We start from the raw sequence: 26720 nt of genomic DNA, 5'->3' as shown, positions 1-26720 counted from the left end.
ACCTGCAAATGTGGACATCGTGAAAAAGCGAATCGAAAGGGACTTCGCTTCCAGTGTAAGCGGTGCGGCTATACCTGCCATGCAGACTTAAACGGAGCAATCAATATAGGTAAGGCGATATCTGGACTCGCCGCCTAGCGTACTGGTCATAGGTACGCCGCCCATATGGGTACATGCAACGATGTTGTAGAACTGTATGGGATGGGCTGATGAGACAGCCCTGAACTTGGAAGTTGTCCAAAGCAGAAATGGATTGAGGACATTCACTATCCAAGAATCCCACGGCTTCAGCCGTGTGGAGTCTCAAAAGAAGATCGTATGTCGAAGATCAGGACAAAGCCTTGCAATTCTGAACCGAGCAAGTGGGTTTCATCGTTCATGCCAACCATCCAATGGGACCCGATGGTTGGTGAATGGGGGTTGAATACCCCCCATAAAGTGGCATCAAACATAGTCTTTCAAAATCTCCACCAATTCGCCCCTATATTTATCAATAACATATTCCGAATTATCAATTTTCCTCTTTTGCATTTGCAGCATATCATATATTTCCGCCTCTAATTCTTTCCTCGCTTCAAGCACTCGCAAAGTTCCTTCTAACCCTTTGAAGCCTAGGGCTTTACCGTAACCTTGGCTGGTGTAATAATCAATAAATCCATCTGACCATTCTTTTGGTCTTTCTTTAATTGCTTTTTTAAATGAAAACGCCAAATCGGTCTGATTTATATAAAGCAACACAGGGTTTAAGCATTCAATGATTTCTGCCAATCTCATTACATAATTGATGACTTTTTCTTTCGGCGCTCCACATTTCACCATGCCCATGGTTACAGGATTTTGTATGAAACAGCATTCAAACACATAGACTTCATTGCCAACAAGCGTTTTTTTGGCAAATTCATCCCACTTTCCGGTAATCAACTCGATGTGTTGACCCAGCGGCAATTCATATATGTCATTTTTCATCATTTCATGAAATAATGCATCCGGAAGGTCCGAGCCAAGTGCCTTTTTCATTTTTCGGTACGGCAAGAAATAATCATCGCCTTTATTGGTCACTTCATCAATCAACATGCGGCTAAGCTTTGCATCGCAGGAAGACACCAATTGTTCGAATCCATCTTTGGTATAATAGGCCATTCCTTCAAAATCAGCGGGATGCTCCACATTCCCTTCCAAAAACAATTTGGTCTCAATATTCAGCTCTCCAAGAATATTATGGACAAGCTGGGCTGTTGTCGATTTGCCAAATCCAGGCAATCCTTCTATCATGATTAACTTTGTCTTCATATGCGGCTCCCTTCTCATAGAAACCCTATCTAATCGCGGACGGACAATGAAATTCTTCTCTGGCTTCATTCTCATCTATTCTAACAACTGAGGTGAGTTATGCATAGCCAGCCATGGATTTGTTTCTAATTTTCAGCTTAATATAGTTGTTAACCGAATTTTGATTTGCCATCGCACCTTTTGGGATCCGCGTGTCGTTTTTTACAAGAAGATCGGCGCAAGCTATGATACAGTAGCACCATACCAGATAACGAAAGGAGCCTTGCACATGATTAAGCAAATCGCCACCGTGGCCGTCTATGTCAAAGATCAAGACAAAGCCTTGCAATTCTGGACCGAGCAGGTGGGTTTCACCGTTCACGCCGACCATCCGATGGGACCCAATGGACGCTGGATCGAAGTGGGTCCGGCCAATGCGGAAACCAAGCTGGTTCTTTACCCTCAAGCGATGATGCCCAACAGGGCCGAACTGAAGCCCTCGGTTGTCTTTGTCTGCGACGACATCACCGCCACTTATGAACGCATGAAGCAAAACGGGGTGCAATTCCAAGGGGAACCTAACAAAATGCCGTATGGCACGTTTGCCATTTTCAAGGATCTCGATGGCTACGAGTATGTCTTGAAAGGCTGAACTCCATCAAAAGAGGACAAAGCGACATCGCCTTGTCCTCTTTCACATCACCGCTTTCGCCGCCATCACCGCCACGATCGACCCGATGATCACCACCATTGTATGCAGTCGAAAATAGGCCATGACCACCGCCACGCCCCCGCCGATCAGGCCGATTTCCGGCTGCTCGTCAATCGAGAGCACACCCGGAAAGATCAATGCCCCCAATGCGGCATATGGGATGTTTTTCAGCCATTTGTCCAACCAATCGGGGATGACCAGCCGCTCCATGACCAGTGCGGGCAACAAGCGCGGCACCATCGTCGCCAAGGACATCCCGAGCACAATCAACAAGATACTCATGCTTTCTTCTCCTTCCTCACGAACAATAAGCTGGCCACCAGCGTTGCCAGAATGATCGACCAACCGGACTCCAACCGAAAGAGCCATGTGCCCAAGGCATTGATGAGCATGCTCGTCCCGGCGATCATGACGATGTGGCGCCCCTGCCTCATCTCGGGAATCAACAAACTGATGAACATCGCATACAAGGCGATGGACATGCTTGCCCCGATGTCGGCTGGGATAAGCCGGTATAACAGGCCCCCCAACAACGTGCCGCCCACCCACGCCAAATACGCGGATAACATGATGCCTGCCACAAATGCGGGGTGATTCCGCCCCGATAGGGAAGCGACCGCAAACGATTCATCGGTCACGCCGAGTGACAGCAACCCTTTCCATACCGGTCGCGCACCTTTCAGCAAATTCATCAAGGAGAGCCCCATCACCACATGGCGCAAATTGATGACCAGTGTGGCCATGATCACTTCCAGACCACCCGCGCCGGTTGCCAACATATTGGCCGCCATGAATTGGCTGGCTCCGGCATACACCAGCATCGACATCAAGGCGGAGTCGAACAGGGTGAGTTCCGCTTGCCGTGCAATCACCCCAAACGCGATGGCGATGGGGATATAACCGATCGCGATCGGCAAAGCGACTTGCACCCCTGCCCAAAACAGTGCAGATTTCCTTTCTTCAGCATGCATTTCCGACGATACAGCCACTTCTGACTCTTTCATCACACCGTACCCCTTACATTATTCGCAATGCGAAATTTCTATTATTTTTACTTACTATAGACAGTTGATGAAATAGAGTCAATGTTTTTTAAAACAAAAAAAGGATTCTTGCAAATAAGCAAGAACCCATCCCTATCCTCACCGTTCATAGACACCGAGCTTCAGAATATCCAAGATCTCTTCCAAATCTTTTATCGAATGGTCGAGCAGGGACAAGCCCTTATCCGGCTCGGCCAATAAGCGAGGCAACCACTGCTCTCCCACCGCTTCCAAGCTGACCATGACCCATTTAATCAACCGTTCAATTGGGAGATCTTTGCGAAAGCGGGAAAAATCGACGCCTTCCCACATCAACTGATGATTCACTCCCCGCACCGTTTCTTTCCACTGCTTGATCTCGATGGCTATCTCTTCGGGCACACGGTCATAAGCCGTGAGCAAAAAACGGTATTCCAGGGGATGTTTCATAAAGAGTTGCAACTTCAAGCGTGCAAATTGCAACTGCCGCTCAAAAAAATCTGGGCTCAACTCTTCCATTGGCGGGACGACAGCGGCCCTCACCCGCTCTATGCTATAATGAAAGGTGGACAAGAAAAGCCCTTTTTTATTGCCAAAGTAGTGAAACAAGAGCCCTTTGGAAATGTCCGCCTCTTGCACGATTTGATTGGTGGACGCTTGTTCGTAACCTTTGTCGGCAAATTCCTTGATCGTCGCTTGAAAGATCTTTTCCCGTTTGTCTGCTGGAATTTTTTGATACGCTTCCACTTTTAACCCCCAACCTTTTTTTGACCATACGGTCAATCATTATGTTCATTTTATCCTTTGTCGACCACATGGTCAATACCGGAACGAAATGAATCGCCCTCATTGAGAGCGAACTGAAGCGGATGCTTGGCTTATGCTTCAGACACCATTTGTTTCTGCAAGCGCATCGGTATGCGGTCATGCGCAATCACATCTTCCAGCGTTTCCCGTTCCACCACGATATCAGCTTCTCCCTTGTTTACAAAGATGACGGCCGGACGGGGCAACCGATTGTAGTTGCTGGCCATGGAATAGTTATAGGCGCCCGTGCAACCCACCGCGAGGATATCCCCTTGCTTCACTTTGGGAAGCGCGATGTCCCAGATCAGCATATCCCCACTTTCGCAACACTTCCCCGCAATGGAGACCACTTCCGTCTCCGTCTCTGTGGCACGGTTGGCCAGAAGCGCTTCATATTTCGCTTGGTATAAGGCAGGGCGCAGATTATCAGTCATCCCGCCATCGACCGCCACATACTTGCGGATGCCGGGAACTTTTTTGACTGTGCCCACCGTGTATAATGTGGTTCCCGCTTCGCCAACGACCGCCCGGCCCGGCTCAACCCATATCTCCGGCTGGTGCGCCGCAAAGCGGAATTCCCGCTTGACTGTCTCGGCAATCGCCTGTATCACTTCTTCCACCGCCAGCGGTTTGTCGTCGGCACTGTAACGAATGCCAAAGCCGCCTCCCACGTTTAAGATGGAGATCGGATAGCCCGCTTGTTCGCATTGTTCTGCCAATCTCGCCATCTTGCCGATCGCCAGCGTGAAGGCTTCCGTTTCAAAGATTTGTGAGCCAATGTGGCAATGGAGTCCCTCAAATTGAACGCCCTTCATTTTTTTACTTAAGCGCGCGGCCTCAAATGCCTGGCCACTGGCCAAATCAAAGCCGAATTTGGAATCTTCTTGCCCTGTTTGAATATAGGAGTGGGTATGCGCTTCTATCCCCGGGCTTACCCGCAATAAAATGCGGGCGACTTGGCCAAGGGAGTTGGCCACTTGCTGCAATAACTCCAACTCGACAAAATTGTCCACCACAAACCAACCGATACCCGCTGAAATGGCGCGCTTGATTTCCCCTTTCGATTTGTTGTTGCCATGGAAATAAATCCGCTCCGCTGGAAACCCAGCCGCCAGCGCGGTAACCAATTCGCCTTCCGACACCACATCCAGCATCAGCCCTTCTTCTTCCACCACCCGACACATCGCCAAGGTATTGAACGCTTTGCTGGCGTAGGCGACCCGAAACGCGAAATCCGTTTGCTCTCGGCAAGCTTTCACAAATGAGCGCATCCGCTCACGAATCATTTCCTCGTCCATCACATATAAGGGGGTTCCGAAGCGTTTCGCTAATTCAACCGTATCACAGCCCCCTATCTCCAAATGTCCCTGCCGATTAATGCGGCTTGTTCCGTGCAGATACATGAATTGTCCCCCTTTTTCGATATATTTTCAATTACTATACCCGATGCAAATAAAAATCCCAACAAAACTTTTTTGTTTTGTCAGGATCTTCGTTTGTTATATTGGCTTAGGATGAGTTGAATCGCTTTGCATGTCACTGGGGCTCCTCGTTCCACATCATCAAATTCCCTCATCTTGCCCACATCCCCAATCCCGACGATAAAGGGAATCGGAATCTCATTCAGCACTTCCACCGTATCCCCGAAAATCCTGAGCGGTTGGTCCCGTTTGACGTTTCCATGCTTATCGACCGCATGTCCGACCAAATTCCCGTACCGATCCAACGCAAGATGGACAGGCGTCCCTTTGGAGCGGTGACAATTTGAAGCCACCGCAATGGCTCCCAACACTTCGATGTCGGGGTGTGTCGCAACCTCACGCAAAGCCATCTCTCCTTGCCCCTCCCGACCGGACCCACAGTCATCAAACATGACTAACACCGGATCATAAGGCGTTTGCTTAATCAGCTCAACCAGTTCCGAACCGGTTAAGGAAGTTGGATTCCCCCCCGATCGGGAGATGCATCGCCCTCCCATCCGTTTGGCGGCGACTTCAAGCGCTCGCTTGGCCACATTGTCTCCATCCGTGACCAGGATCACTTGTCTTTTGGACATAAGCGTCAACCTTTTGGCTTAAAGAGCGCCGCAGTCAGAAAACCGAAGATGATCGCCGCTGAGATACCCGCACTGGTGATCTGGAAGATCCCCGACAATACACCGACAAATCCATGTTTGCCCGCCTCTTCCAAGGCCCCGTGCACCAAAGCGTTACCAAAGCTGGTGATCGGAACGGTGGCCCCCGCTCCCGCAAACTGGATCAATGGCTCATACAAACCCAGCCCATCCAGGACCGCTCCAGCCACAACCAATAAGCTAAGCACATGAGCTGGCGTCAGCTTCGTCAAATCCATTAACAACTGTCCAATGACACAGATTAACCCACCAACCAAAAAAGCGGCCCAAAACGAACCCATCATCCTCACATCCTTCTCCAAACATATACGATCCCAACAGGGCGATACCGTCTTCATTCCACATGCCTGCTTTTCGTTTGCTAAAAGATCAACCACTGCAAGAGGGATCCCACTACCTTACCGAATACCATCGCCATCAAGAGAAAGACCAAGTGAACTTGAACCTGCAACCGTTTGGCCAATATCGGAATCACATTGACCACTTCCGTCAACGCCGCTGCCAACAAGCCAACAAATATACCCATCAACCCACCGACGATACTGATGCTCCAATCGGGTAAGCGAAAGTGGACATCCGACAGGTCGATGACAGTAAAAAAGAGAACACCGCCTACGACAGCCCATTCATACATGTAGACATAGGAAAAAGTACGGGTTACTTGGGCCAATCGAGGGATGATGTCCAACACGGTGATAAAGGCGACAAACCCACCGCCCACGGCAATCCCGCCAGCCAATCCGATAAAGATGAGCAATACGTTCGCCAATCCACTCATTTCAGATCCAACTTTTGCTTTTCATCGTTGATCATATATTGATCGATCGTTTCTTGATATAGAAACATCTCCAATTCCAACGGACTGGGCTCTTCGTTGAACCGACGCCGGAACAGTCGGTTAAAAAAGAGGATCATGCCCGCGCCGATTCCGATGGAATAAGGGATTTGCAAGAAGAGGGGCCTTTTCTGATGCGTACCCGTAAGCAAATAAACAATGCGTTCATGAACATCAGCCATGCTCACATCGGTATGAAAGTTCATGATCGCGAGCCCCGAGCCTGTAAACAATAAGAGCGCGACAAGGAAGACATACAACAAACGCGGTCTTTTGACTGACACCTTCACTTCGATCAACATCTGATGGGAACCCACATGATGCACCTCGAGCGCGGGAAATTGTTGTTGCACCATGTGGATGACATCAATCACATCGATGACGATGTAGTTGCCATTCCTCAAAGAGGGAGTGCATACGTGGATATCCCCGACTTCCGGCGGAATATCCTTGCCTGTCAAACGACAGAGATGCTTGATACTGAGCGGTTGCCCGGGCTTGGCCGTCACCTTCTTCTTCAAGCGAAGATAAAGTATGGGCTTCATGGGCAACTTCCTTTCAGCTGTGTTGATATCCCTAGTATGCTTCCACTTTCCACAAAATATAAAAAAGCACCTGAACAGAACAGGTGCCCCACATCATTTCTCATGCTTGAGATCTAATTCTTCACGCATCCGAGCAATAATCTTCTTTTCCAACCTAGATACTTGCACTTGGGAAATACCTAGGCGCTCAGCAACTTCTGACTGGGTTTGATCTTTATAGTAACGAAGATAGACAATCAATTTTTCCCTGTCCGATAAGCGATGAATCGCATCTTTTAACGTCAATTTGTCAAACCAGGTCGTCACCGGTTCGTCCGCGATTTGATCCATCAAGGTAATCGGGTCCCCATCATTCTCATATACCGTTTCATGGATGGAAGCTGGCGCGCGATTCGCTTCTTGCGCAAAGACGATCTCCTCCGGCTCCACCCCCATGGCTGCGGCAATTTCCTGGATGGTGGGCACGCGATTGAGGCGTTTGGACAGCTCATCTTTGGTTTTGCGGATCTTATTGGCCATCTCTTTCAACGAACGACTCACTTTTACCATGCCGTCATCACGCAAAAAGCGCTGAATTTCCCCAATGATCATGGGAACGGCATAGGTGGAGAACTTGACTTCATAGTTGAGGTCAAATTTGTCGATCGCTTTTAACAGACCGATGCAACCGATTTGAAACAAATCCTCCGCATCATATCCACGGTTCAAAAAACGCTGAACGACCGACCACACTAACCGAATATTATGGCGAATCAGCTTGTTGCGGGACTCCATGTCCCCACTCTGACTCGCCTGTATCAGTTGTTTCACTTCCTCATCAGAGAGATGGGGGTGCCTGCTGTAACGTACATCCGCGTCCATGGGCATCCCTCAATTAGCCATCGTCTGATGGCGGCTTTTTAGATATTTCACCATATGCACCGTCGTGCCATGGCCCGGTTTCGAATGGATCAACACTTCATCCATGAAATTTTCCATGATGGTAAAGCCCATCCCAGACCGTTCCAACTCCGGCTTGGACGTATAAAGGGGTTGACGGGCCATGTTGACATCATCAATTCCCACCCCTTTGTCAGAGATGGTAATGCTGATCCGCGTCCCTTCAATTTCCGTTCGAATATAGATCGTTCCTTCCGGCTTCTCCTCATACCCATGAATCACCGCATTGGTGACAGCTTCGGAAACCACCGTTTTGATATCTGTCAACTCTTCCACCGTTGGATCCAACTGCGAGATAAACGAGGCGACTGCGATGCGGGCAAAAGCTTCATTCTCCGACCTGCTCGCAAAACGGAGTTCCATAAAGTTTTTTTGCACTTCTTTCATGACGCCACCCCACAAGCCGTAATCGCACTGTGCTCATCTTCATACGTAGGCAAAATTTTAAACAATCCCGACATCTCCATCAAGCGGTGCACCGACGGGCGAATGGCACATAGCATCATTTTGCCGCCCAACTGGGACACTTTTTTATATCTGCCCAATATCACGCCTAACCCGGAGCTGTCCATAAATTCAAGGTCGGCCAAATTTAATACCAGATGTGAGGATTGCCCTTTGGCCAATTCATCCTCAATGGATCGGCGCACCTGCTCTGATGCGTGATGGTCCAGCTCACCCCGCAAACGGACAACCAAGACATTGCGGTAATGCTTCACTTGAATATGTAAACCCATAAGTGTGCTCCTCTCTCTTTTTTACCCCTATTGTTCTACGAATTTCCTTTTTGTTCCTTCCCTCGCTCGAAATAACAAAAAAATCGAGGATTCCCGACAAGAATTTTAGGAATCCCCGATTAGCTTTCATTCTGTTTCCTTTAGCTCATCAGGCAAAAACAGCACTTCACCGATCGCTTGCTTGATCGAAGTCCATAAGTTGGCCCGCTTAATCTCAACTGTACTCACCAACTCCAACTCTTGCACGACTTGACCCTCTTTCTCGATTTGTATCTTGCCGAGCGACTGTCCCGGTTTGATCGGGGCTTGTAATGTCGTCCAAGTCCATTTTTTCTTATAGCTTTGCGGATGTTCCCCTTTTTTGACCAAAATGGTGATGGGCTGGTTGGCTCTGATCACCAATGTCCGGTGATCGCCTTTTTCAATCTTTTTGACGGCTACGACATCCCCTTTTTTGTAAAGGGTGTGGGATGTATATTGGTTAAAGGCGTAATCGAACATCCCAGCCACTTCTGCGTTTCTCGTCTTGGCATCCGGTTCACCCATCACCACCGAGACGAGGCGCAACCCCTCCCGTTTGGCCGTGGCCGCCAAACAGAATCGGGCTTCGGAAGTATAACCTGTCTTAAGGCCATCCACGCCTTGGTAATAACGCACCAACTTATTGGTGTTGACCAACCAAAAAGGTTTCTTGGAGCCTTGGCGCAGGTAATCTTGATAGATGCCGGTAAACTTCGTAATAAGTGGATATTTTAAGATCTCTCGAGAGAGCAAAGCGATGTCATACGCGGAAGAATAATGATTCTTTGCCGGAAGTCCGTTGGCATTTTGAAAGTGGGTGTTTTTCATGCCCAATTGCCGGGCGCGTTCGTTCATCATGCGCACAAAATTGCCTTCGGTTCCACCCAGAAATTCCGCTAACGCAACGGATGCGTCATTGGCTGAAGCGATCGCCACCCCTTTTAACATATCATGCACACTCATCTGCTCGCCCGGTTCGAGAAAGATTTGCGTGCCACCCATCGACGCGGCATGTTCGCTGACCCGAACTGGATCTTTCAGGGTGATTTTTCCTTGTCCCACCGCCTCCATTACCAAGAGCATCGTCATTAATTTGGTGATGCTGGCAGGGGGCAGCGATAGATGAGGATTTTTTTCAAACAGCACTTTCCCGGTTCCCGCATCCATCAATACAGCGGAAACGGCATGCGGGGCTAAGTCTTGTTCCGCTTCGACGGCATACGTGTGCCCGAGGCAAATAAACAGACTGGCACCTAAGAGACAGCCGGCTAACACCATTCGGCTGAGCTTTTTCAGCATCGACATTTCCCTCCTATCGTCCGGTGTTCCTTAGTCTGTCTCCTCCATGGAAAAATATGCAAAAAGGCTTTCCCGTTTTGGAAGAACGGGAAAGCCTTGGATCAAGCCGCTTATTTCGTTTGCTTTGACACGGTAATCCACGCCAATTTTTCATCAGGAGTGACCGCTTTGAGATTGATCTTCAGCCCGTGGTATGGCAACCGTTTCCCGCCGGCTGGATTGAAAGGGCTTGAATAATCATTGCCATCATAGAAGTTGGTGATCCCTGGCAAGGCATCGTATTTCATGTAGGTATCGGGGTAGACCACATGGATGGGGGAGGTCGGTTTGAAGTGGAAAGCCGCATCGTTCACTTGATAACGGGTGGTTCCCACTTGACCATTGTTCCAATAATGGCCACGTTGATGGGCGTCGACGACACCGATGAAGCCCTCACCCGGGTGTTTCCCCGTCATGTTGTCGGAACCATATCGCCCATCATAATACCAGACGAGCATCCCCGGATCGTACGACAGCAGGCTGTCGTTCCGGCGCACATGCGCCAGGCCTTTGTCCACTCCATGATGGGTGCGCCATTCAATCAAATAGTAGTTCGCAAAGGGGATCTTGGCGCCATTAAACAGTTTAAACCCATTTAAAGCAAAGGAAGGAGTGCCTTCCACATCATCGCTGAATACCACTTTGCCATCCGCTTCAACAACGATGTTATCCACATAAGCGCCCTCTTCGGTCACAGCGATATCGGTGACATATTGAAACTCCACTTTGATCTTCTTCCCGGCGAACGCGCTTAAATCCACCTCTTCTTTGACCCAAGCACCCTCGGTTGTGTCAGAAAACTCTTTCACTTTCACGGGAGTGGCGGCTCCGTCCGCATATATATTCACATAAAGATAATCATAGGCCACTTCAAGTTCACGCCATGTCTCAAAGCGGAGCTTCGCCGACTTCGCTGGGGTCAAATCGATTTCTTGCGACACTATTTTGGTATCCAACATGTCCCCTTTGGTGGAGAAGTAAGATTGGGTGCCGAGTGGTTGCGTGGGCGGGTCCACCAAGCGATCCGGCAGATTGATTTTAACCAGCTTGCCGCGCTTCGTATTGGCAACCGCTTCTTGCAGGAGCACGGTCCGTTTTTCATCCAAGCGGTTCAAATCGATCACAGTCGGTTGGGGCCAATTGCCGCCATATAACTCATGGAAGAAGAGTTTGCACCATGCGCTGAATCCGGTTGGTTCCGTCCCGGGCACTTTACCCGTCCAGCTGCCGTAGGACATCAGCGACCATGCTTCCACCGGCGAGCCGGTTCCCGAATAACCGGTATCATACTCGTCCGGCAATCCGATATTATGGCCATACTCATGGACAAAGACGCCGGTCGCGCCATCTTCCGGTTGAATGATATAGTCATACGCCTTCAGTTTGCTGCCCGGGATTTGCACAGGCTCCGAGCCAATCACGGAGCGATGGGACCAGATCGCATTATCTCCCAGCTCCCCACCTCCGGCTTCTTCCCCCATACCCGAATGGACGATAAACAAGTTATCCAGCAAACCGTCGGGCTCCATTACATTGCCATCCCCGTCAGCATCGTAAGGGTCGCGCTGATCATACATTGCTTCATTCCCGGCGATTTGCTTCCCTACAGACTCCAGCGTCTCTTTCACCAAAGCTTGTGCCCGAATGTCATTTAGTTCAAAACCATCTCCCACATAATGGGCACCATAATAAGCCGCATCATGTTTCGCTTGCACCCAGGGGGCGACTTTGCCATCCAGCGCCCAGAAACCAGCCGATTGCTGCAAGTAATACTGGGTTGCGGACAAATATTTTTTGCCGCCTTCCGTTGTGAAACCACTCCGATTAAAAAGCAAATTCCAATAATGTTCAGGATTGAAATCTTTCACCCAAAAATTCCGGTCTCCCGGATTGGGAAGTTGGTTGTGAGGATAATCGGGAAACTCGATCAAAGCGACAACGGCATGATCCACATGTTGCCGTTCGCTCGATTTTTTCTCGGACGAACTCTCGTGTAAGCCAGCTATCTTGCGCGCCGCTTTGGCTTGTACCGCTTTTTTGCTTTTATAGGCGCGCTTGCCAAAAGATGTTGACGTATCGATCCCGTCGGTTGCGCTATGCGGGTTGACCCCACGTGTCACATATGCCTTGATCGCTTGTTCAATTTCTGTCGCGGTGGCGTTTTTTCTCAATTGACCGCGTTTTTTCAGGGCGTCGATTAAAGCTTGTTCATTGACCACTGACCAATCGATCTGCTGCGCTGCCGCCTTCTTGTTTGGCGAAGGTGCAGCGAAGCTTCCCAAAGGTATCGCCACCATCGCCGTCACCAAGAAAGAGGAAGAAAGCAGGGCGATCACTGACTTGTTACGCTTCATGCCGTTCCCCCTTTGCTGATAAAATAAAAACACACTATTTATTATAAATTATGCTAATGTTTTTTCAAGATTATATATAATCATCATGAATTAACACATTAACATTTCGCAAAAGATAAATCCCAAGCTTTTTTGTTATGCTTCGGCGGAAATCGTGACATCACAAAAACCCAAGCTCCCTCTCAAGCTTGGGTTGAATGATTTCCCGCAAGGTTCTTATCCCTGCAACACCTCGATATAGCGTCCAGCCGATGCCTGCACTTTCTGGTCCGCGCCTGGTTCCACTTTGCGATCAGCCCCTTCTCGGGATTCATCCTCTGACATTCTTTGATTGACTATAAGCATACAGAAATAATATACTTTTCAAACGATATGATACTATCTGGCTCCCAGTCAACTGAAAGGAAGCGAAGCACCATGAATCTCTTAGTCATTAGTGGCAGTCCCCGCAAACAATCCAATTCTCTGGCCATCGCCCAAACGGCGGTCTCTTTTCTGAAATCGACGGGGTCAACTGTGGCTTTATGGGATCTTCAGCAACGCCGACTTCCCATTTTTGATGGGGAGGAAGCGACTAGCAGGCAACCGGAAGTGTCACAGTGGATCCTAGCGGCCAACCGGGCGAATGGCTTTTTCATCGTGACGCCCGAATATCACAATGGCATGAGTGGGGCACTGAAGAACGCGCTTGATTTTTTGGGATCAGCCCAATTCAACAAGAAGCCCGTCGCGATGGCTTGTGCCGCCGGTGGCGGAAAAGGCGGCATCAACGCCCTTAACAATTTGCGGCTCGTGATCCGCGGTGTAGGCGGACTCGTCTTGTCGGAACAATGTATCATTGATCAAAAAGAAATCGATGACCAAGGGAAGGTTAGCGATAATGCGCTTCCGCGGTTGGAACATCTGTTGACGGAACTGACCGCGCTGACCCGCACCCTTTCCAAGTAACAACATCGCCGGCCTGCCTCGCGGAATAAAGCGAACAGACCGGCGATATCGGTTGGTATTCATTTCATGCATGCGTTCCGAAACCGGCGCTCCAACGTCATCCTTACACCCGGGTCACACCTGCTTCGGTCACAATAGAGCGGATCAAGGCAGGCGGAGTGACTGGCTCCGTTCCTATTTCCATCGCACTCCGCAACCGCGCTTCCACTTCTTGGACAGGCTCCTCATTATTCACATACAAAGTAGCCAACGGTTCTCCTTTTTTCACGGGTTCCCCCACTTTTTTGTGCAACAAAATCCCCACGGCGTAGTCGATTTGATCTTCCTTGGTCGCTCGGCCCGCCCCCAGTTTCATCGCACATAAACCCACTTCTTCAGCATGAATCTTATTGATCACGCCATCCCGTTCCGCCAGGACTTTACGCTTTGTCCGCGGTTGCAGCAAACGGTCCGGCTGATCAATCACCGTCCCGTCGCCATGTTGCCCGACGACAAACGCTCTAAACTTCGCCAGAGCGGAGCCATCGCGAATCGCTTGTTCCAACGCTTTTCTCGCCTCGGCGGCGTTCCCGTATTTCCCTGACAACACAAGCATATGGGAGCCAAGCATGAGGCTGAGTTCCGTTAAGTCAGCCGGACCTTCCCCTTTTAAGGTGTCGATGGCTTCTTTTACTTCCACCGCATTGCCCACGGCATATCCCAATGGTTGGCTCATATCGCTGACCACCGCCACGGTTGTCCGGCCGACATGTTTGCCGATCGCCACCATCGCTTGCGCCAGGCGGATCGCATCTGCTTCCTCTTTCATAAACGCCCCTTCGCCCGTCTTGACATCCAAGACAATGGCATCGGCACCTGAAGCGATTTTCTTGCTCATGATCGAACTGGCGATGAGCGGAATCGAGTCCACTGTCGCCGTGACATCCCTGAGCGCATACAGCTTTTTGTCAGCTGGGGTGAGATCGGCCGTTTGGCCGATCACGGCAATCTTATCATCATTCACCCGTTTGACGAATTCAGCTGATGCCAGTTCGGTGGAAAAACCGGGAATCGACTCCAATTTATCGATGGTGCCGCCGGTATGGCCCAGGCCCCGACCGGACAATTTAGCAACGGGCACCCCCGCCGCCGCCACGAGCGGGCCAAGCACGAGGGTGGTGGTATCCCCCACTCCGCCCGTGCTGTGCTTATCCACTTTGATGCCTGCGATTTGCGATAAATCCACTTGCTCACCGGATTCCACTATCGCCATGGTGAGATCGGCCGTTTCGCGATCACTCATGCCTTGATAATAGACGGCCATCGCCCAGGCCGACATCTGGTAATCCGGGATGGAGCCATCGGTGTAACCACGGATGAGTTTCTTAATCTCCGCGGTGGTGAGCTCTTGCCCATCCCGCTTTTTGCGAATGATTTCTACCGTGTTCATTTGCTTTCTACCTCTTGCACGATTCCTTTGATCAGATTCATAAAGACCGGTTTCGTCCGATTGGCCACTTCCACCACTTGTTCATGGGTGAGTGGCTCCGCGGCCAGTTCCTCGCCCACCGCCATGTCAGTGATGCAGGAAATCCCCAGCACTTCCAAGCCCGCATGGCGGGCGGCAATTACTTCCGGCACCGTGGACATCCCAATCGCATCACTGCCCACGCGTCGCAACATGATCAACTCCGCCGCCGTCATATAAGTTGGCCCGCTAATCCCGGCATACACCCCTTGTTGCAAGCGGGTTCCTTGCTTGTCCGCCACTCGGTGCGCCAATTCGCGGAGCGCCGGACTGTACGCTTGGGACATGTCCGGAAAACGGGGACCCAACTCCGGATCATTGGGTCCGATCAATGGGTTGGAACCCGTAAAGTTGAGATGGTCGGTAATCACCATCAGATCGCCTGGTTGGAAGGCCGGATTCATGCCACCCGCCGCATTGGTGGCAATCAGGACTTTCACCCCGAGCGCTTTCAACACATATACGGGGAACACGACTTCTTGTTGGCTGTATCCTTCATAGAAATGAAACCGCCCTTGCATCGCCACCACCGCTTTTCCGGCTAATGTGCCGACGACCAACTGGCCAGCGTGCCCTTCGACGGTGGACACAGGGAAATGGGGAATCTCCCCATATGGCACGACCACCGCGTCTTCGATTTCATTAGCCAAATCGCCCAAGCCCGAACCGAGAATCAAGCCAATCTCCGGTTGGATGGTGGTCAAGCCTGCGATTTTCCGTTTGGCGGCTTCGATCTTCTCTCTCTGCTTCATCTCATATCCTCCTTATGCGCCCATCTCCCGAACTAAGCCTTTGACAAGGCGAATAAACATCCCCTTCACTTGGTTTGCCGTCTCCATCACCTCATCATGACTTAACGGTTGCGGCAAAATGCCTGCCGCCATATTGGTGATGCAAGAGATTCCCAACACGCGGATGCCAGCATGACGGGCGACAATCACTTCGGGCACAGTCGACATGCCCACAGCATCACCGCCCAATGTGCGCAGCATGCGAATCTCGGCTGGTGTCTCATAGGAGGGGCCCAGAACAGCGGCATAAACCCCTTCCTTCAACTGGACGCCTTGTTCTTTCGCGACCCGGTGCGCTAACTCACGCAATTCAACGTCATAGGCATTGGACATATCCGGGAAACGCACACCCAAATCCGGGTCGTTGGGTCCAATCAGCGGATTGCGGAACATCATGTTGATATGGTCCTTGATCAACATGAGATTGCCCGCTTCATAGCTTTCATTGATGCCACCCGCCGCGTTGGTCACCAGCAGATAATCGATGCCCAATTCTTTCATAACGCGGATCGGAAACGAAACTTTTGCCGCATCATGCCCCTCATACAGATGAAAGCGGCCAGCCATCACCAAAACGGGGGTGCCTTCCAAATCACCGATGATCAATTCGCCCGCATGGCCTTCAACGGTGGACACCGGAAAGTGCGGAATGTCTTGGTATGGAATGTGACGGGCATCTTCAATCTCATCCGCCAATATGCCCAAGCCTGAACCCAAGATTAAGCCGATTCTGGGAGTCACCTTGGTGTTTTCACGAATAAACTGAGCCGCTTCACTGATTTGTGCACGGGTCGTCATATGGATCACCTCATTCAAGTTCTTTTAAAAAACTCTGGCCGATGTGGGGAGGTTGGACTCCAAAGTTCTCGGCAAGCGTCGCGCCAATGTCGGCGAAAGTTGCGCGCACTCCCAATGATTTGCCCACTTGCGGCAACGATTTGCTGTACACCAATAACGGCGTGTATTCCCGGGTATGGTCCGTTCCATGATGGGTGGGATCATTTCCGTGATCGGCCGTGATGATCAGCAGATCATCTTCGTGCAAACGGGCGAGAATTTCCGGCACGCGCGCGTCGAACTCTTCCAACGCCGCTGCGTAGCCCGCCGGATCACGGCGATGGCCAAACTTCGCATCAAAATCAACCAGATTGATAAAAGCCAATCCGGCAAACGGTTCATTCAATACGTTTAAAAGCTGGTCCACGCCATCCATGTTGGATTTGGTGTGGATGGAACGCGTAATTCCTTCCTCCGCATAAATATCGGAAATTTTCCCGATCGCGATCACATCCCGACCCGCCTCTTTCAAGGCATTCAGGACGGTCGGATGCGGCGGTTTCACCGAATAATCGCGACGATTGGCCGTGCGCGTGAATTGGCCGGGCGCACCGATGAAGGGACGGGCGATCACGCGGACGACGGAATATTTTTCATCCAACGTCAGTTCGCGGGCAATTTCGCAATATCGGTATAACTCCTCCAACGGAATTACCTCTTCATGCGCTGCAATTTGAAATACACTGTCGGCGGACGTATAGACAATCAGGTCGCCTGTCCGCATATGCTCTTCGCCCAATTCCTTGATAATCTCCGTGCCGGAAGCAGGCTTATTGCCCAAAACTTTGCGGCCTGTGCGCTCTTCAAACGCTTGAATCAACTCTTTGGGAAACCCCTCCGGGTACGTTTTGAATGGTTTGTCCGTATATACGCCGACAAACTCCCAATGCCCCGTTGTCGTATCTTTGCCTTTTGAGAGTTCGGTCATTTTGGCATAGTAGGCTTGCGGCTCCTTTACCGCTTCAATGCCGCGGACGGGTTCGATGTTGCCCAAGCCCATTTTCATCAAGTTCGGCATATGTAATCCATTTTTGAATTCGGCAATATGGCCTAGAGTATGCGCCCCGGCATCATCATACTCAGCAGCATCGGGCATGGCCCCAATGCCTACGCTATCCAATACGATAAGTGCAACACGGGGAAATATTTTCATTTTCATCACTCCTACTAACATTATAACCTCGTTAACCAAAAAACCCTAGATTGAAATGAAGTTCATTACAAATAGAGAAAAAAAAAGAAACGAACAAGTAAGCTTGTCGTTTCCCATCATTCTCCCAACCAGTAAAAAATAAGCAACCGCTCTTTTATCTTTTTCATCGGCGCCTCATCCACCCGTGGTTCCTCATGTTGACCAAACACTTTGACCGCTCCCCCACTTGGCTCTTTATACATATAATCCGGTTTGAACAAGGGAACCAAGAATGCGAACAACTGATACAAGAGAAGGGTGAATAACACAAACAACAAGAGGAATTGACTCCATCTTTTTAAACGGCGCAATGAAATGACCATAAGCCATCGTCCTTTTCCTACAAATGATTTCCAAAACTGTCGGAGAGCGGAAACCGTTGCGAAAACGGTTTTTGACGCATTGCATCATCTAGTTGCTATAACCTATGGAAAAGGACGATCAAATATGCAAACTATGCGAGTTGCCGCCCCACCGCATCATTCAGCGACACAAAGGGGAGTCCCAGACTCTCCGCAACTGCGGGATAGGTAACCTGCCCATTGATGACGTTGACGCCGCGCGCCAAGAATCGATTTTCGGAGAGCGCTTGCGCCAACCCCTTGTTGGCGATGAGAACGGCATACGGAATGGTCACATTGGTTAGCGCAATCGTCGACGTTCTGGGCACAGCCCCGGGCATATTGGCCACCGCATAATGAACGACCCCATGCTTCACATAAGTGGGATCACTATGAGTCGTGACCCGGTCGATGGTTTCAATGGAACCCCCTTGGTCGATCGCCACGTCGACAATCACGGAGCCCGGTTGCATGGATTGGACCATCTCTTCCGTCACCAGGCGAGGCGCGCGACGACCGGGAATCAAGACTGCCCCCACCAACAGATCCGCTTTTTTGACCGCCTCAGCTATATTGTACCGGTTCGACATCAAGGTGCGCAGTTCACCTTGGAATTGGTCATCCAATTGTCTCAACCGATCAGCATTGATATCGAGAATCGTGACGTTGGCCCCCATCCCCAAAGCGATTTTGGCCGCATTGGTTCCCACGACACCGCCTCCGACAATCACCACTTCCCCCGGCAATACGCCTGGGACGCCTCCGAGCAGAACCCCTTTGCCCCCTTTGGGTTTCTCTAAAAACTGGGCTCCGATTTGCACTGACATTCGCCCGGCCACTTCACTCATCGGCGTCAACAGGGGTAGGGCCCCATTATCCAGTTGGATCGTCTCGTATGCGATCGCGGCCACTTTCTTATCCATCAACGCTTTGGTCAGTTCGGGTTCCGGCGCTAAATGAAGATAAGTGAAGAGGATGAGATTTTCCCGAAAATAAGCATACTCTTCTGGTAGCGGCTCTTTAACTTTGATGATCATGTCCGCGTTTTCCCACACTTCTTTAGCGGTGTACATGATCTTGGCGCCATGCGCCACATACTGCTCATCCGAGAAACCGCTTCCATTTCCCGCCCCGCTTTGAATCAGGACTTCATGACCCGCCTGCGCCAAAGCATCCACACCCGCCGGCGTGATGGCCACGCGGTTTTCATTGTTTTTTATTTCTGTTGGCACTCCTATAATCATGATAAACCCCTCCTTGATATTCCTATCATATTCATGTGCTAATTTCCGGTTAAATATTATATTCCACAAAAAAAGTGAGACCTTTTCAAAAAAGATCTCACGTCACTTTGGAACCTACTAGTTTTTTCGGATCAGTTACTTTTCCTTTGCATCGATAACAAATTCCATGGAAGGTTAACCGATGGTCGACGATTTGAAAATCATACTCCCGCTCAACCTGCTCCTCAATCGGACCCAATAAGTCTTCCATAATTTCATCCACCGTACCGCAATTGAGACAGATGAGGTGATGGTGATGATGTTCCGCTCCTTCCGCACGAAACTCATAGCGGGTAACACCGTCGCCAAAATTTAATTTGTGGATAATCTGCAAATCACTTAATAGCTCCAATGTCCGATAAACCGTGGCCAAACCAATTTCTGGAGCTTTTTCCTTCACCAACAGGTAGACATCCTCTGCGCTTAAGTGATCCTCTTCGTTTTCCAGCAGCACACGGACCGTCGCTTCCCGTTGGGGGGTTAATTTATAATTATGGGCGGATAATTGCTGTTTAATTTGAGTCACCCGTTCTTCCACAAAAAACACCCCCCTGTCTATCTGACACCATTATATTGGAGAGTGGTGGAAGAAGTCAAACCACATAAAAGAGAGTATTAGATAATAATTATTTTAAAAATAACACTAATTCCATGATTGGTCAAGTAGTTGTTCTGTTGGGATCGCTTCTTTCATCATGACTGGGGAAAGATATGCTTCAAAAACGGCTGAAACAAGCATCACCGCAGCCATGACCGTAACCAAAATCGAAAAGGAGACAAACTGCGGGTAAATGGTTCCCCGGTAATGAATCAGGCGATTCTTGACCAATAACGTAGAAAAGTGAATCCCCGCCACCGCCACGATAATCAGCGCGGGAATCATCAGAAGATTTTGCGGCACCACTGAGACAAAAGCAAACCACAGCCCTTCCCAACTCAGTTGGTTGACAAGAAAACCGACCGTAAACCCGATCACAAGCCCTTTCAAAAAGATAAACACCAACAAGAGGGGGATCCCGATGACCGACAACCCCAAAATCCACATCAACCCAATGGTTTTCAAGTGATCGCCAAGCGCGTGTTGAAACGCCACTTCCGGTTCCGCAATGGTGTGCTGATCCAAGCCCCGGAAAAAATGCCCCAAATAAGTCAATAATCCTTCCTTTTGCGCGGGATCAAGCGTATTCACGATAATCGCCCCAAAAACCACCCCCATCATGAACAACACGGTTACAAACAAGTAGAGTGACTTTTGACTCTGAATATGTAATTGAATCGAATGCCCCCACCTATTCATCTGCTTCATCCAACTCCGCCTCCTTCCATCCGTCATTCTACTCTATGACAGAAGCGAAAAGAGTATGCTGAATGAAGGTAGAGTTTGAGAGCGCGATTCAACTACTCAATTTCTTGTTCGACTTCCCTTTCTTCTCCCCGACGGAATAAAGGTGAAATCCCGCTCCCTCGCCTAACCAACTCTCTACCACCCAACCGTCGGCCGATACGTTTCCCTGTTTCGATTGCGCTTGCGATTTTTGAACGGTTAAGCCAAGGATGCCCCGTACAGGTCCCAGCCAGCACATGATCCCCACCAACAAGATGACAAAGGTGATCACGGCATTGCGCAGCCAATCTTCTGTCGTCTGCGAGGTCAGCAAGTTTTGAAACACATAAAAGCCCAAAAACAGAAAGTAGCTTAATCCAAACATCACCCAAACCGTTTTAAAACCGGCTACCAAGTAACCAATTTTCTTGCGTCTGAGCAGGAAGATTAATGATTTGATGGCGATTAATCCAACGATAAAAACAAATAATAAGGTCATAAGGCTCGTTAACACTTTTCCTGACCAGATGAGTTGACTCATATTCATCAAAAACGCCTCCTCCAGGATACCTCGACCTCTTAGTCGGGGAGGAATGATGGGCGTTGCCCGGTGTCCCGTTAATTCGAATTCGAATGCTTGGAGCAACAACATTCTCTTTTGGTTGCAGGAATATCGAATATACGCGCCAAATGTGAACTTGAGTATACCTTGTACTAAAGGCACTCCTTGTTCTTTGACAACTGTATCTATGGAGTTGCAGTAGGTAATGCGCAACTGCGTAAAAGATACACGCTATCAAGAAAGATGTCTGCACCGTAAGGGAAGTTGAGTACCTTTGTGCAGTGACCATATCAGCGTGTCTGGTATGGGACTCAACCTGCCCTGATGCAACACCATTTGAAAGGTCGGAGTTGACGACTGGATTGTTACAAGCTCCGTCTCCATGCCTCAGCGTAGGCGGTGAGCCGTTTACTGGCAATACTTCAGTAACCAACATCCGTAATATCTCGTCAATCACATCCCTAAAATGAAAAAATGACTCTTCGCCATCTTACCTACATAAAAATTTATCCGTAATCAAATATTGTATTTATCTGAAATTATTATAACCTTTTAAATATCCTTAGATAAGCCTATCTTGCGGATCATCCCAACCAAAGCTGCAAAACCACATCGGTTCCACACCCAGCTTCAGCGCATGCTTCACATAGGGAATCATGTTGTCGGGCAAAGCGTCTAACGGAAACCATCGCAAATCATCACATTTGTGCGGCTCCAGGTTGCGAATCTCACCTTGCCACCGATGAATGCGGACAAAAAAATCAATGCGCTCGTCCACCGCCTTCCGATGCATCACCCCCACTACTTGCACATCCCTCTCGTCCACTTTAACACCGGCTTCTTCTTTCCCCTCCCGGATGGCCGCCTGTATCACTTCTTCTCCGCCATCCAAGTGACCCGCAACGACACTATACTTTCCATCCTCATAACCGGTGTTATAACGGCGCAACAACAACACTTGCTGATGTTGCACAAACATCAGATGCACGGCTACGGGAGCCGTAAACTTCTTATGGCTCACTTGGTTCGACCCCTCATCCATGATCATTTCTTCCATCGTTCCAGTTACCTTCAATCTATCACATCAAGGGGGGCAAAGCATAGATGGAACGCGTGGATTTGCTTTCCTTTCCGCGGATGGCCCCCGGTGGGAATAACTCCTTCGCGACTGACCGACATTATAGGTGAGGAAAGGAGGAATGCATATGGCAGAAAGAGCCATATTCGGATATTTCCAAACGACCGATGCCGCGCAACAAGCGGCCGCGGAATTAAAACAAGCGGGCTTTGAAGTGGATGTGAGCCGTTTCTCCCCGATAGGCGGCGGAAAGGATGCGGATGGCGACGCAACATTCAGCAACCCGTTTGAGAATCCGCGGATGTCGCTGACCGAAAGCACATTGGGGGGGCCTGAATTCGATCCCGATAAGAGTGTTTTGTTCGCCGCCCATCCGGATGCGAGCGGCCTGTCGGGCGGCCAAGCCATGTCTTCGCTGGAAGACGTGTGCGTCACCGTGTTTGCCTCCCCAGATCGGGCGCAAGAAGCGGAAGCCATTTTAGAAAAACACGGGGCGAGGGATTAGGCAAAAAAGCTAACCGAGATCGGTTAGCTTTTTGCTATGATTTCACTTTGCCAAAAATGCCGCCGCCGCCCTCAGACACCTCCAGTTGCCGGTCCCGCGCCAATTGAATGGAGCGCGCAATCGCGGGTCCGACAACTTGGCTTATCTCTTCCATTTCCACACGATGGAGAACGTTCATCTCTGTTCCAAAAGCATGCAATAACTTATCCAAAGTCCTTTTGCCCAGTTTGGGAATGAATTCGAGCGGCACCTGATATACATAAGGGGGACGATGGGTCGGATGAAGGCTTGCCTGATCGGCGATCTCCTCGATCCGATCTTTCACCCCTTTCACCTTCTTCTCGCTCCCGCATTTCGGGCATCGTTCGATCAGACTTGTCGGCCACAGCCCTTCACACTGTAAGCACCGCGTGCGATAATATTTCCCCAAGCGCGGATTCAAACCATAATTGGCCAACACTTGCCTGCCTTCCTGCCTTGTGAGTGCCCGCTTCAACTCCTGAAAACTGCTTTCGCGCACCAACAATTTATTGTATTCGCGGCCAATCTTCGGCAGGGAATGGGCATCTGAATTGGTGACAAAAGTAAGCGGCGCCAATTCAGACAGCTGATCCGCCAAGTTGGAATCGGAACTCAACCCCAACTCCACCGCCGACACTTTCCCCATATCCAACAGCTGACCCATGCGATCCGCGGCATTGCCATAAACGCTTTTAAACGGGGTAAACACATGCGCGGGGATAAAAAGGCCACCCCACTCCCACACCATATCCTGCAATGCGGAGACGGATTGATACAACCGTTGCGTACTGAGCTGGACATTTTTCATATGTTGGCTCAACCAAGCGCTGAAGGCCTTCATCTGCTCAAATGTCTTTAAATAAACCAATGCGTGAAAGGCACCCGAGTCAGGTTCCTTCAGCTCGATTTCCGCCCCCAATATGCACGTCGTATCTTGATAGATAATGCCGCCATCCGGATGTTCCTGATAAATCCCTCTGTCCAACCCCGCTTGAATCTCTTGCTGCACAGGCGGGGATTGCGCGTCAATGATTCCGATCATCTGTATGCCCTTGCGGCAGGAGGCTTCCTTGATAATCGCCTCAAAGGTCATGTTTTGCGCTGCCGTGATCTTAACGGGAAGATTGCCGTTTGTGCGTCCGATATGGATATGCAAGTCAGCAAAAACCTCTTGCAAACTCATCGTCCACTCAGCACCTGGTTTTGCCATAGATAAACAGCCGCAACGGTTTTCGCGTCCATGATGTCACCATTTTGAATATGCTCCATACACTCCTCCAGCGTGCACTCCACCAATTCCACAAACTCATCTTGATCAGGGTTGCCTTGCCCTTTGGCCAGTCCATCCGCTTGGTAAATATGCAATAATTCATCGGCAAAGCCTGGGGAGGTGTAAAAGGAAACAACGTGGGACAGCCCCTTGGCCCGATAACCCGTTTCTTCTTCCAATTCCCGCGCCGCACAGGCACTCGGCTCTTCTCCCGCTTCCAACTTGCCCGCCGGGATTTCCAAAATCGTCTTTTCCAGCGGTTTTCTGTATTGTCTCACCAGTACCAGTTTCTTTTCCTCCGTAATCGCCAGCACGGCCACCGCCCCCGGATGTTTCACAATTTCCCGCTTCGCGGTGCGACCGTCGGGCAACCTTACTTCATCCACTTGCAAATGAACCACTTTTCCCGAAAAAATGGTTTCACTCGCAATCGTTTTCTCTTCAAAATTTCGCATGGTTGTCACTCCTGTCTCATACTTTCCTTATTATAACTTACAACCTTCTCAATCGAACCAACTGTCCACCGTATATTTTTATGGTCTTGGGCGTATAAAAAACAAATAAGCCATTGCAGGTTTTGGCATAGAGACCCAGGTGGTGATCCGGATGAAATGCGGTTGGCAACAAGCGGGCTTCTCCATCAGCGGCAAAGGCTGGCAAGTGCGGGCCTTATTGCGCCAATTGGCCAAACATCCCCTGACGGTGAAGCAATATGTCGAACGGAAACAGCGAAACCACTCGTCGCCCCTTAGTCCATGAACGGACGATCTCTTTTCTTCCCAATTAAGAAAGCGTGCTGAAATGGAACAACCAAGGCGACCAGAATGTCGACGAAAATGAAGCCGGGCCACTTGATCACGGCCCGGCTTCATTTCCCTTAAGACTCGACTGCTTCCTTGGCCCAACCCGGCAACGGCAATTGATGCTTGGCGGCGATGGCCCGCAATTGGTCGACCAGTTTTCCTTCCAAATCGGGACGAACCATGCGCACGTGGCTGGCGTATCCCTTGATGTAATCCCAAAAACGCGGATGACCCCACCGATTTTCCGCTTCCAGCCCATTTTTCTCCACATTATGTAAGAGCGCGCGGAATGTTTTCCACTCCCGCCGATTGACGTTCACCTTCTCATTGACGACAATCCCGGTCACGGTCTGGCGGCTGGTCTCCCGCAACACACTCGTTTTCTGCTCGTTGACCGTAAACCCTTCAAAGGCAACGATTCGGCGCACCTGTTTCATCAGGGCCCCGATCTGGGGCAACCCGGCCTCGTCGCAGGAAAAGGTCAAGTCGTCCGCATAACGGGAATAACGGAAACCATGCTTGGCCGCGAGTCCGGCTAACCGTTCATCCAGGCGGCGGCACAAGAGATTGGTCAATCCCGGGCTGGTACAAGCCCCTTGCGGCAGTTGCCGGTCGCCAATGGCCACATGATATACCTTGTCACCAAACGTAACCGCGCGACGCGGCGGCTCGGTGCAGATGAGAGCCAATAGAGTACTGATCAGCTCGCTATACCCAAAGGACTGAAACAACCCCCGTACCCGATAAAAATGAATGCAGGGAAAGAAATCCTGCAAATCCATTTTTATGACAGCCGTTTGCCCCACATGTGTCCGGGCGTTATCCACAATGCTTTTACCTGGAACAAATCCTTGCGCGGCGTGGTGAACGGGTAAGTGATCCAGGATATTGGCTTTAATCCAGGCTTGTGCTTGACGGAGCGTCGACTTGGGAGCGGAAATTTCACGCTCTCCCCCATTCCGTTTGGGAATGGTAAACCGAATATAATGGGACAGTGTCGCGGTGTTGCGGTGATAAGTAAGCCATTTCAACTTGCTTACCGTCAGTCCCATCGCCTCCGCCAGCTCCTCCGCGGTGGTTACGATGGGCAACTGGGCTTGTTGCAACTTTTCCAGCTGGCATTCCGTTTTCCCCAAGCCACCCGAAACGCCTTCTCCCGCATAAATCACATGGCTAGCCCGATGCCGTTCCCATGCTATTTTGGCCTCTTGGCGATTCCATTCCCGCTCCGCCTTTTGTTCTTCTCGTTTTTGCCTGCTCGCTTCGATCCGTTTTTGGCGAACTTCTTGCAGCAATCGCTGCACTTCGGGCATATTCATCCCTTTGGCCTGCAACCGTCGCAATTCCGCGAACAGGCGGGCGCGCTCTTCATCCTCAAGTTGCTGTTGTTTCTGCTCTTCTACGGAAATAGAGGATTCCGTCCAGAAACCCAACCGGATCATCTCTTCACGAATGGTCGCTTCTCGGCCTTGCACACTTACTTTTTGAATCCACTCTTCCCTTGTCAGGGGACGTTTCTCCTTCGACATCGCTCTCCCTCCTCTT

At 50.1% G+C, this 26720-nt stretch carries 32 protein-coding genes; 5 read left to right on the top strand and 27 right to left on the bottom strand.

Annotated features, from left to right (window positions below; all coding sequences use genetic code 11):
* Window positions 1-138 (top strand): zinc ribbon domain-containing protein (locus ACFQNG_RS07810; RefSeq protein WP_379864354.1); only part of this gene is annotated, 138 nt, incomplete at its 5' end.
* A 306-nt stretch (window positions 139-444) separates the two neighbouring features.
* On the opposite strand, the gene ACFQNG_RS07805 is transcribed toward ACFQNG_RS07810, so the two are convergent.
* Window positions 445-1290: a P-loop NTPase family protein gene (locus tag ACFQNG_RS07805; RefSeq protein WP_379864333.1), complete on the bottom strand. Its 846-nt coding sequence runs from the start codon at window positions 1288-1290 to the stop codon at window positions 445-447.
* A 268-nt stretch (window positions 1291-1558) separates the two neighbouring features.
* Here ACFQNG_RS07805 and ACFQNG_RS07800 point away from each other — a divergent pair, with 268 nt between their 5' ends.
* Window positions 1559-1921, top strand: coding sequence for a VOC family protein (locus ACFQNG_RS07800; RefSeq protein WP_379864332.1), 363 nt, complete (start codon window positions 1559-1561; stop codon window positions 1919-1921).
* A gap of 42 nt (window positions 1922-1963) precedes the next feature.
* On the opposite strand, the gene ACFQNG_RS07795 is transcribed toward ACFQNG_RS07800, so the two are convergent.
* From ACFQNG_RS07795 to ACFQNG_RS07735, 13 genes are all read right to left on the bottom strand, one after another.
* A complete protein-coding gene (locus tag ACFQNG_RS07795; protein ID WP_379864331.1) occupies window positions 1964-2263 on the bottom strand; it encodes an AzlD domain-containing protein in 300 nt (99 codons plus the stop codon).
* A complete protein-coding gene (locus ACFQNG_RS07790; protein WP_379864330.1) occupies window positions 2260-2985 on the bottom strand; it encodes an AzlC family ABC transporter permease in 726 nt (241 codons plus the stop codon). The genes ACFQNG_RS07795 and ACFQNG_RS07790 overlap by 4 nt, the downstream gene beginning before the upstream one ends.
* Window positions 2986-3123: 138 nt before the next feature.
* Complete coding sequence (locus ACFQNG_RS07785) at window positions 3124-3750, bottom strand: TetR/AcrR family transcriptional regulator (protein ID WP_379864329.1); 627 nt, start codon at window positions 3748-3750, stop codon at window positions 3124-3126.
* 131 nt (window positions 3751-3881) lie between these two features.
* Window positions 3882-5213: a diaminopimelate decarboxylase gene (gene lysA, locus ACFQNG_RS07780; RefSeq protein WP_379864328.1), complete on the bottom strand. Its 1332-nt coding sequence runs from the start codon at window positions 5211-5213 to the stop codon at window positions 3882-3884.
* An 80-nt stretch (window positions 5214-5293) separates the two neighbouring features.
* The gene (gene spoVAEA / locus ACFQNG_RS07775) at window positions 5294-5866 is read right to left on the bottom strand and encodes a stage V sporulation protein SpoVABEA (RefSeq protein WP_379864327.1); all 573 of its coding nucleotides are present in this window, start codon (window positions 5864-5866) and stop codon (window positions 5294-5296) included.
* A gap of 5 nt (window positions 5867-5871) precedes the next feature.
* Window positions 5872-6228, bottom strand: a complete 357-nt coding sequence (gene spoVAE, locus ACFQNG_RS07770) for a stage V sporulation protein AE (RefSeq protein ID WP_379864326.1) — start codon at window positions 6226-6228, stop codon at window positions 5872-5874.
* A 77-nt stretch (window positions 6229-6305) separates the two neighbouring features.
* Entirely contained in the window at window positions 6306-6722 is a 417-nt protein-coding gene (locus tag ACFQNG_RS07765; protein ID WP_379864325.1) for a stage V sporulation protein AB, read from the bottom strand.
* Window positions 6719-7324 carry a stage V sporulation protein AA gene (locus ACFQNG_RS07760; RefSeq protein ID WP_379864324.1) on the bottom strand — a complete coding sequence of 202 codons (606 nt, stop codon included), beginning with the start codon at window positions 7322-7324 and terminating at the stop codon, window positions 6719-6721. Before ACFQNG_RS07760 ends, ACFQNG_RS07765 begins: the two co-directional genes overlap by 4 nt.
* 93 nt (window positions 7325-7417) lie before the next feature.
* Window positions 7418-8185 (bottom strand): RNA polymerase sporulation sigma factor SigF, encoded by a 768-nt coding sequence (gene sigF, locus ACFQNG_RS07755; protein WP_379864323.1) that lies wholly within the window; start codon window positions 8183-8185, stop codon window positions 7418-7420.
* A gap of 9 nt (window positions 8186-8194) precedes the next feature.
* Complete coding sequence (spoIIAB, locus tag ACFQNG_RS07750; protein ID WP_379864322.1) at window positions 8195-8650, bottom strand: anti-sigma F factor; 456 nt, start codon at window positions 8648-8650, stop codon at window positions 8195-8197.
* Complete coding sequence (spoIIAA, locus tag ACFQNG_RS07745; protein ID WP_379864321.1) at window positions 8647-9000, bottom strand: anti-sigma F factor antagonist; 354 nt, start codon at window positions 8998-9000, stop codon at window positions 8647-8649. The genes spoIIAB and spoIIAA overlap by 4 nt, the downstream gene beginning before the upstream one ends.
* Before the next feature lie 126 nt (window positions 9001-9126).
* Window positions 9127-10320: a D-alanyl-D-alanine carboxypeptidase family protein gene (locus ACFQNG_RS07740; protein ID WP_379864320.1), complete on the bottom strand. Its 1194-nt coding sequence runs from the start codon at window positions 10318-10320 to the stop codon at window positions 9127-9129.
* 110 nt (window positions 10321-10430) lie between these two features.
* Window positions 10431-12713: an immune inhibitor A domain-containing protein gene (locus ACFQNG_RS07735; RefSeq protein WP_379864319.1), complete on the bottom strand. Its 2283-nt coding sequence runs from the start codon at window positions 12711-12713 to the stop codon at window positions 10431-10433.
* Between the two features lie 417 nt (window positions 12714-13130).
* Between ACFQNG_RS07735 and ACFQNG_RS07730 the strand changes: the two genes are divergently transcribed.
* A complete protein-coding gene (locus ACFQNG_RS07730; RefSeq protein ID WP_379864318.1) occupies window positions 13131-13661 on the top strand; it encodes an NADPH-dependent FMN reductase in 531 nt (176 codons plus the stop codon).
* 103 nt (window positions 13662-13764) lie between these two features.
* On the opposite strand, the gene ACFQNG_RS07725 is transcribed toward ACFQNG_RS07730, so the two are convergent.
* The 10 genes from ACFQNG_RS07725 to ACFQNG_RS07680 all read right to left on the bottom strand — a co-directional run bounded on the left by ACFQNG_RS07725 (window position 13765) and on the right by ACFQNG_RS07680 (window position 22546).
* A complete protein-coding gene (locus ACFQNG_RS07725) occupies window positions 13765-15090 on the bottom strand; it encodes a pyrimidine-nucleoside phosphorylase (protein ID WP_379864317.1) in 1326 nt (441 codons plus the stop codon).
* Window positions 15087-15920, bottom strand: a complete 834-nt coding sequence (locus ACFQNG_RS07720) for a purine-nucleoside phosphorylase (RefSeq protein ID WP_379864316.1) — start codon at window positions 15918-15920, stop codon at window positions 15087-15089. The genes ACFQNG_RS07725 and ACFQNG_RS07720 overlap by 4 nt, the downstream gene beginning before the upstream one ends.
* 12 nt (window positions 15921-15932) lie before the next feature.
* Entirely contained in the window at window positions 15933-16757 is an 825-nt protein-coding gene (locus ACFQNG_RS07715) for a purine-nucleoside phosphorylase (RefSeq protein WP_379864315.1), read from the bottom strand.
* Window positions 16758-16767: 10 nt separating this feature from the next.
* Window positions 16768-17949, bottom strand: a complete 1182-nt coding sequence (gene deoB / locus ACFQNG_RS07710; RefSeq protein ID WP_379864314.1) for a phosphopentomutase — start codon at window positions 17947-17949, stop codon at window positions 16768-16770.
* Window positions 17950-18065: 116 nt separating this feature from the next.
* Window positions 18066-18311, bottom strand: coding sequence for a DUF4227 family protein (locus ACFQNG_RS07705; protein ID WP_379864313.1), 246 nt, complete (start codon window positions 18309-18311; stop codon window positions 18066-18068).
* A 131-nt stretch (window positions 18312-18442) separates the two neighbouring features.
* Window positions 18443-19573: an alanine dehydrogenase gene (ald, locus tag ACFQNG_RS07700; RefSeq protein WP_379864312.1), complete on the bottom strand. Its 1131-nt coding sequence runs from the start codon at window positions 19571-19573 to the stop codon at window positions 18443-18445.
* A gap of 97 nt (window positions 19574-19670) precedes the next feature.
* Window positions 19671-20150 (bottom strand): ferric iron uptake transcriptional regulator, encoded by a 480-nt coding sequence (gene fur, locus ACFQNG_RS07695; RefSeq protein ID WP_379864311.1) that lies wholly within the window; start codon window positions 20148-20150, stop codon window positions 19671-19673.
* Window positions 20151-20255: 105 nt separating this feature from the next.
* Window positions 20256-20918 (bottom strand): stage II sporulation protein M, encoded by a 663-nt coding sequence (spoIIM, locus tag ACFQNG_RS07690; protein ID WP_379864310.1) that lies wholly within the window; start codon window positions 20916-20918, stop codon window positions 20256-20258.
* 88 nt (window positions 20919-21006) lie between these two features.
* The gene (locus tag ACFQNG_RS07685; RefSeq protein WP_379864309.1) at window positions 21007-21483 is read right to left on the bottom strand and encodes a hypothetical protein; all 477 of its coding nucleotides are present in this window, start codon (window positions 21481-21483) and stop codon (window positions 21007-21009) included.
* Between the two features lie 577 nt (window positions 21484-22060).
* Window positions 22061-22546, bottom strand: a complete 486-nt coding sequence (locus tag ACFQNG_RS07680; protein ID WP_379864353.1) for an NUDIX hydrolase — start codon at window positions 22544-22546, stop codon at window positions 22061-22063.
* A gap of 157 nt (window positions 22547-22703) precedes the next feature.
* Here ACFQNG_RS07680 and ACFQNG_RS07675 point away from each other — a divergent pair, with 157 nt between their 5' ends.
* A complete protein-coding gene (locus ACFQNG_RS07675; protein WP_379864308.1) occupies window positions 22704-23081 on the top strand; it encodes a hypothetical protein in 378 nt (125 codons plus the stop codon).
* Window positions 23082-23115: 34 nt separating this feature from the next.
* On the opposite strand, the gene ACFQNG_RS07670 is transcribed toward ACFQNG_RS07675, so the two are convergent.
* Entirely contained in the window at window positions 23116-24285 is a 1170-nt protein-coding gene (locus ACFQNG_RS07670) for an endonuclease Q family protein (RefSeq protein ID WP_379864307.1), read from the bottom strand.
* Window positions 24282-24827, bottom strand: a complete 546-nt coding sequence (locus ACFQNG_RS07665) for an NUDIX domain-containing protein (protein ID WP_379864306.1) — start codon at window positions 24825-24827, stop codon at window positions 24282-24284. Before ACFQNG_RS07665 ends, ACFQNG_RS07670 begins: the two co-directional genes overlap by 4 nt.
* A 151-nt stretch (window positions 24828-24978) precedes the next feature.
* Here ACFQNG_RS07665 and ACFQNG_RS07660 point away from each other — a divergent pair, with 151 nt between their 5' ends.
* Window positions 24979-25131, top strand: coding sequence for a hypothetical protein (locus ACFQNG_RS07660; protein WP_379864305.1), 153 nt, complete (start codon window positions 24979-24981; stop codon window positions 25129-25131).
* A gap of 118 nt (window positions 25132-25249) precedes the next feature.
* On the opposite strand, the gene ACFQNG_RS07655 is transcribed toward ACFQNG_RS07660, so the two are convergent.
* Complete coding sequence (locus tag ACFQNG_RS07655) at window positions 25250-26704, bottom strand: reverse transcriptase family protein (RefSeq protein ID WP_379864304.1); 1455 nt, start codon at window positions 26702-26704, stop codon at window positions 25250-25252.
* Window positions 26705-26720 lie beyond the last annotated feature (16 nt).

The sequence above is a fragment of the Laceyella putida genome (assembly GCF_042665195.1).
Lineage (GTDB): Bacteria > Bacillota > Bacilli > Thermoactinomycetales > Thermoactinomycetaceae > Laceyella > Laceyella putida.
The sequence above is the reverse complement of the archived record's forward strand: the minus strand, read 5'-3'. Positions and strand labels throughout refer to the sequence as shown.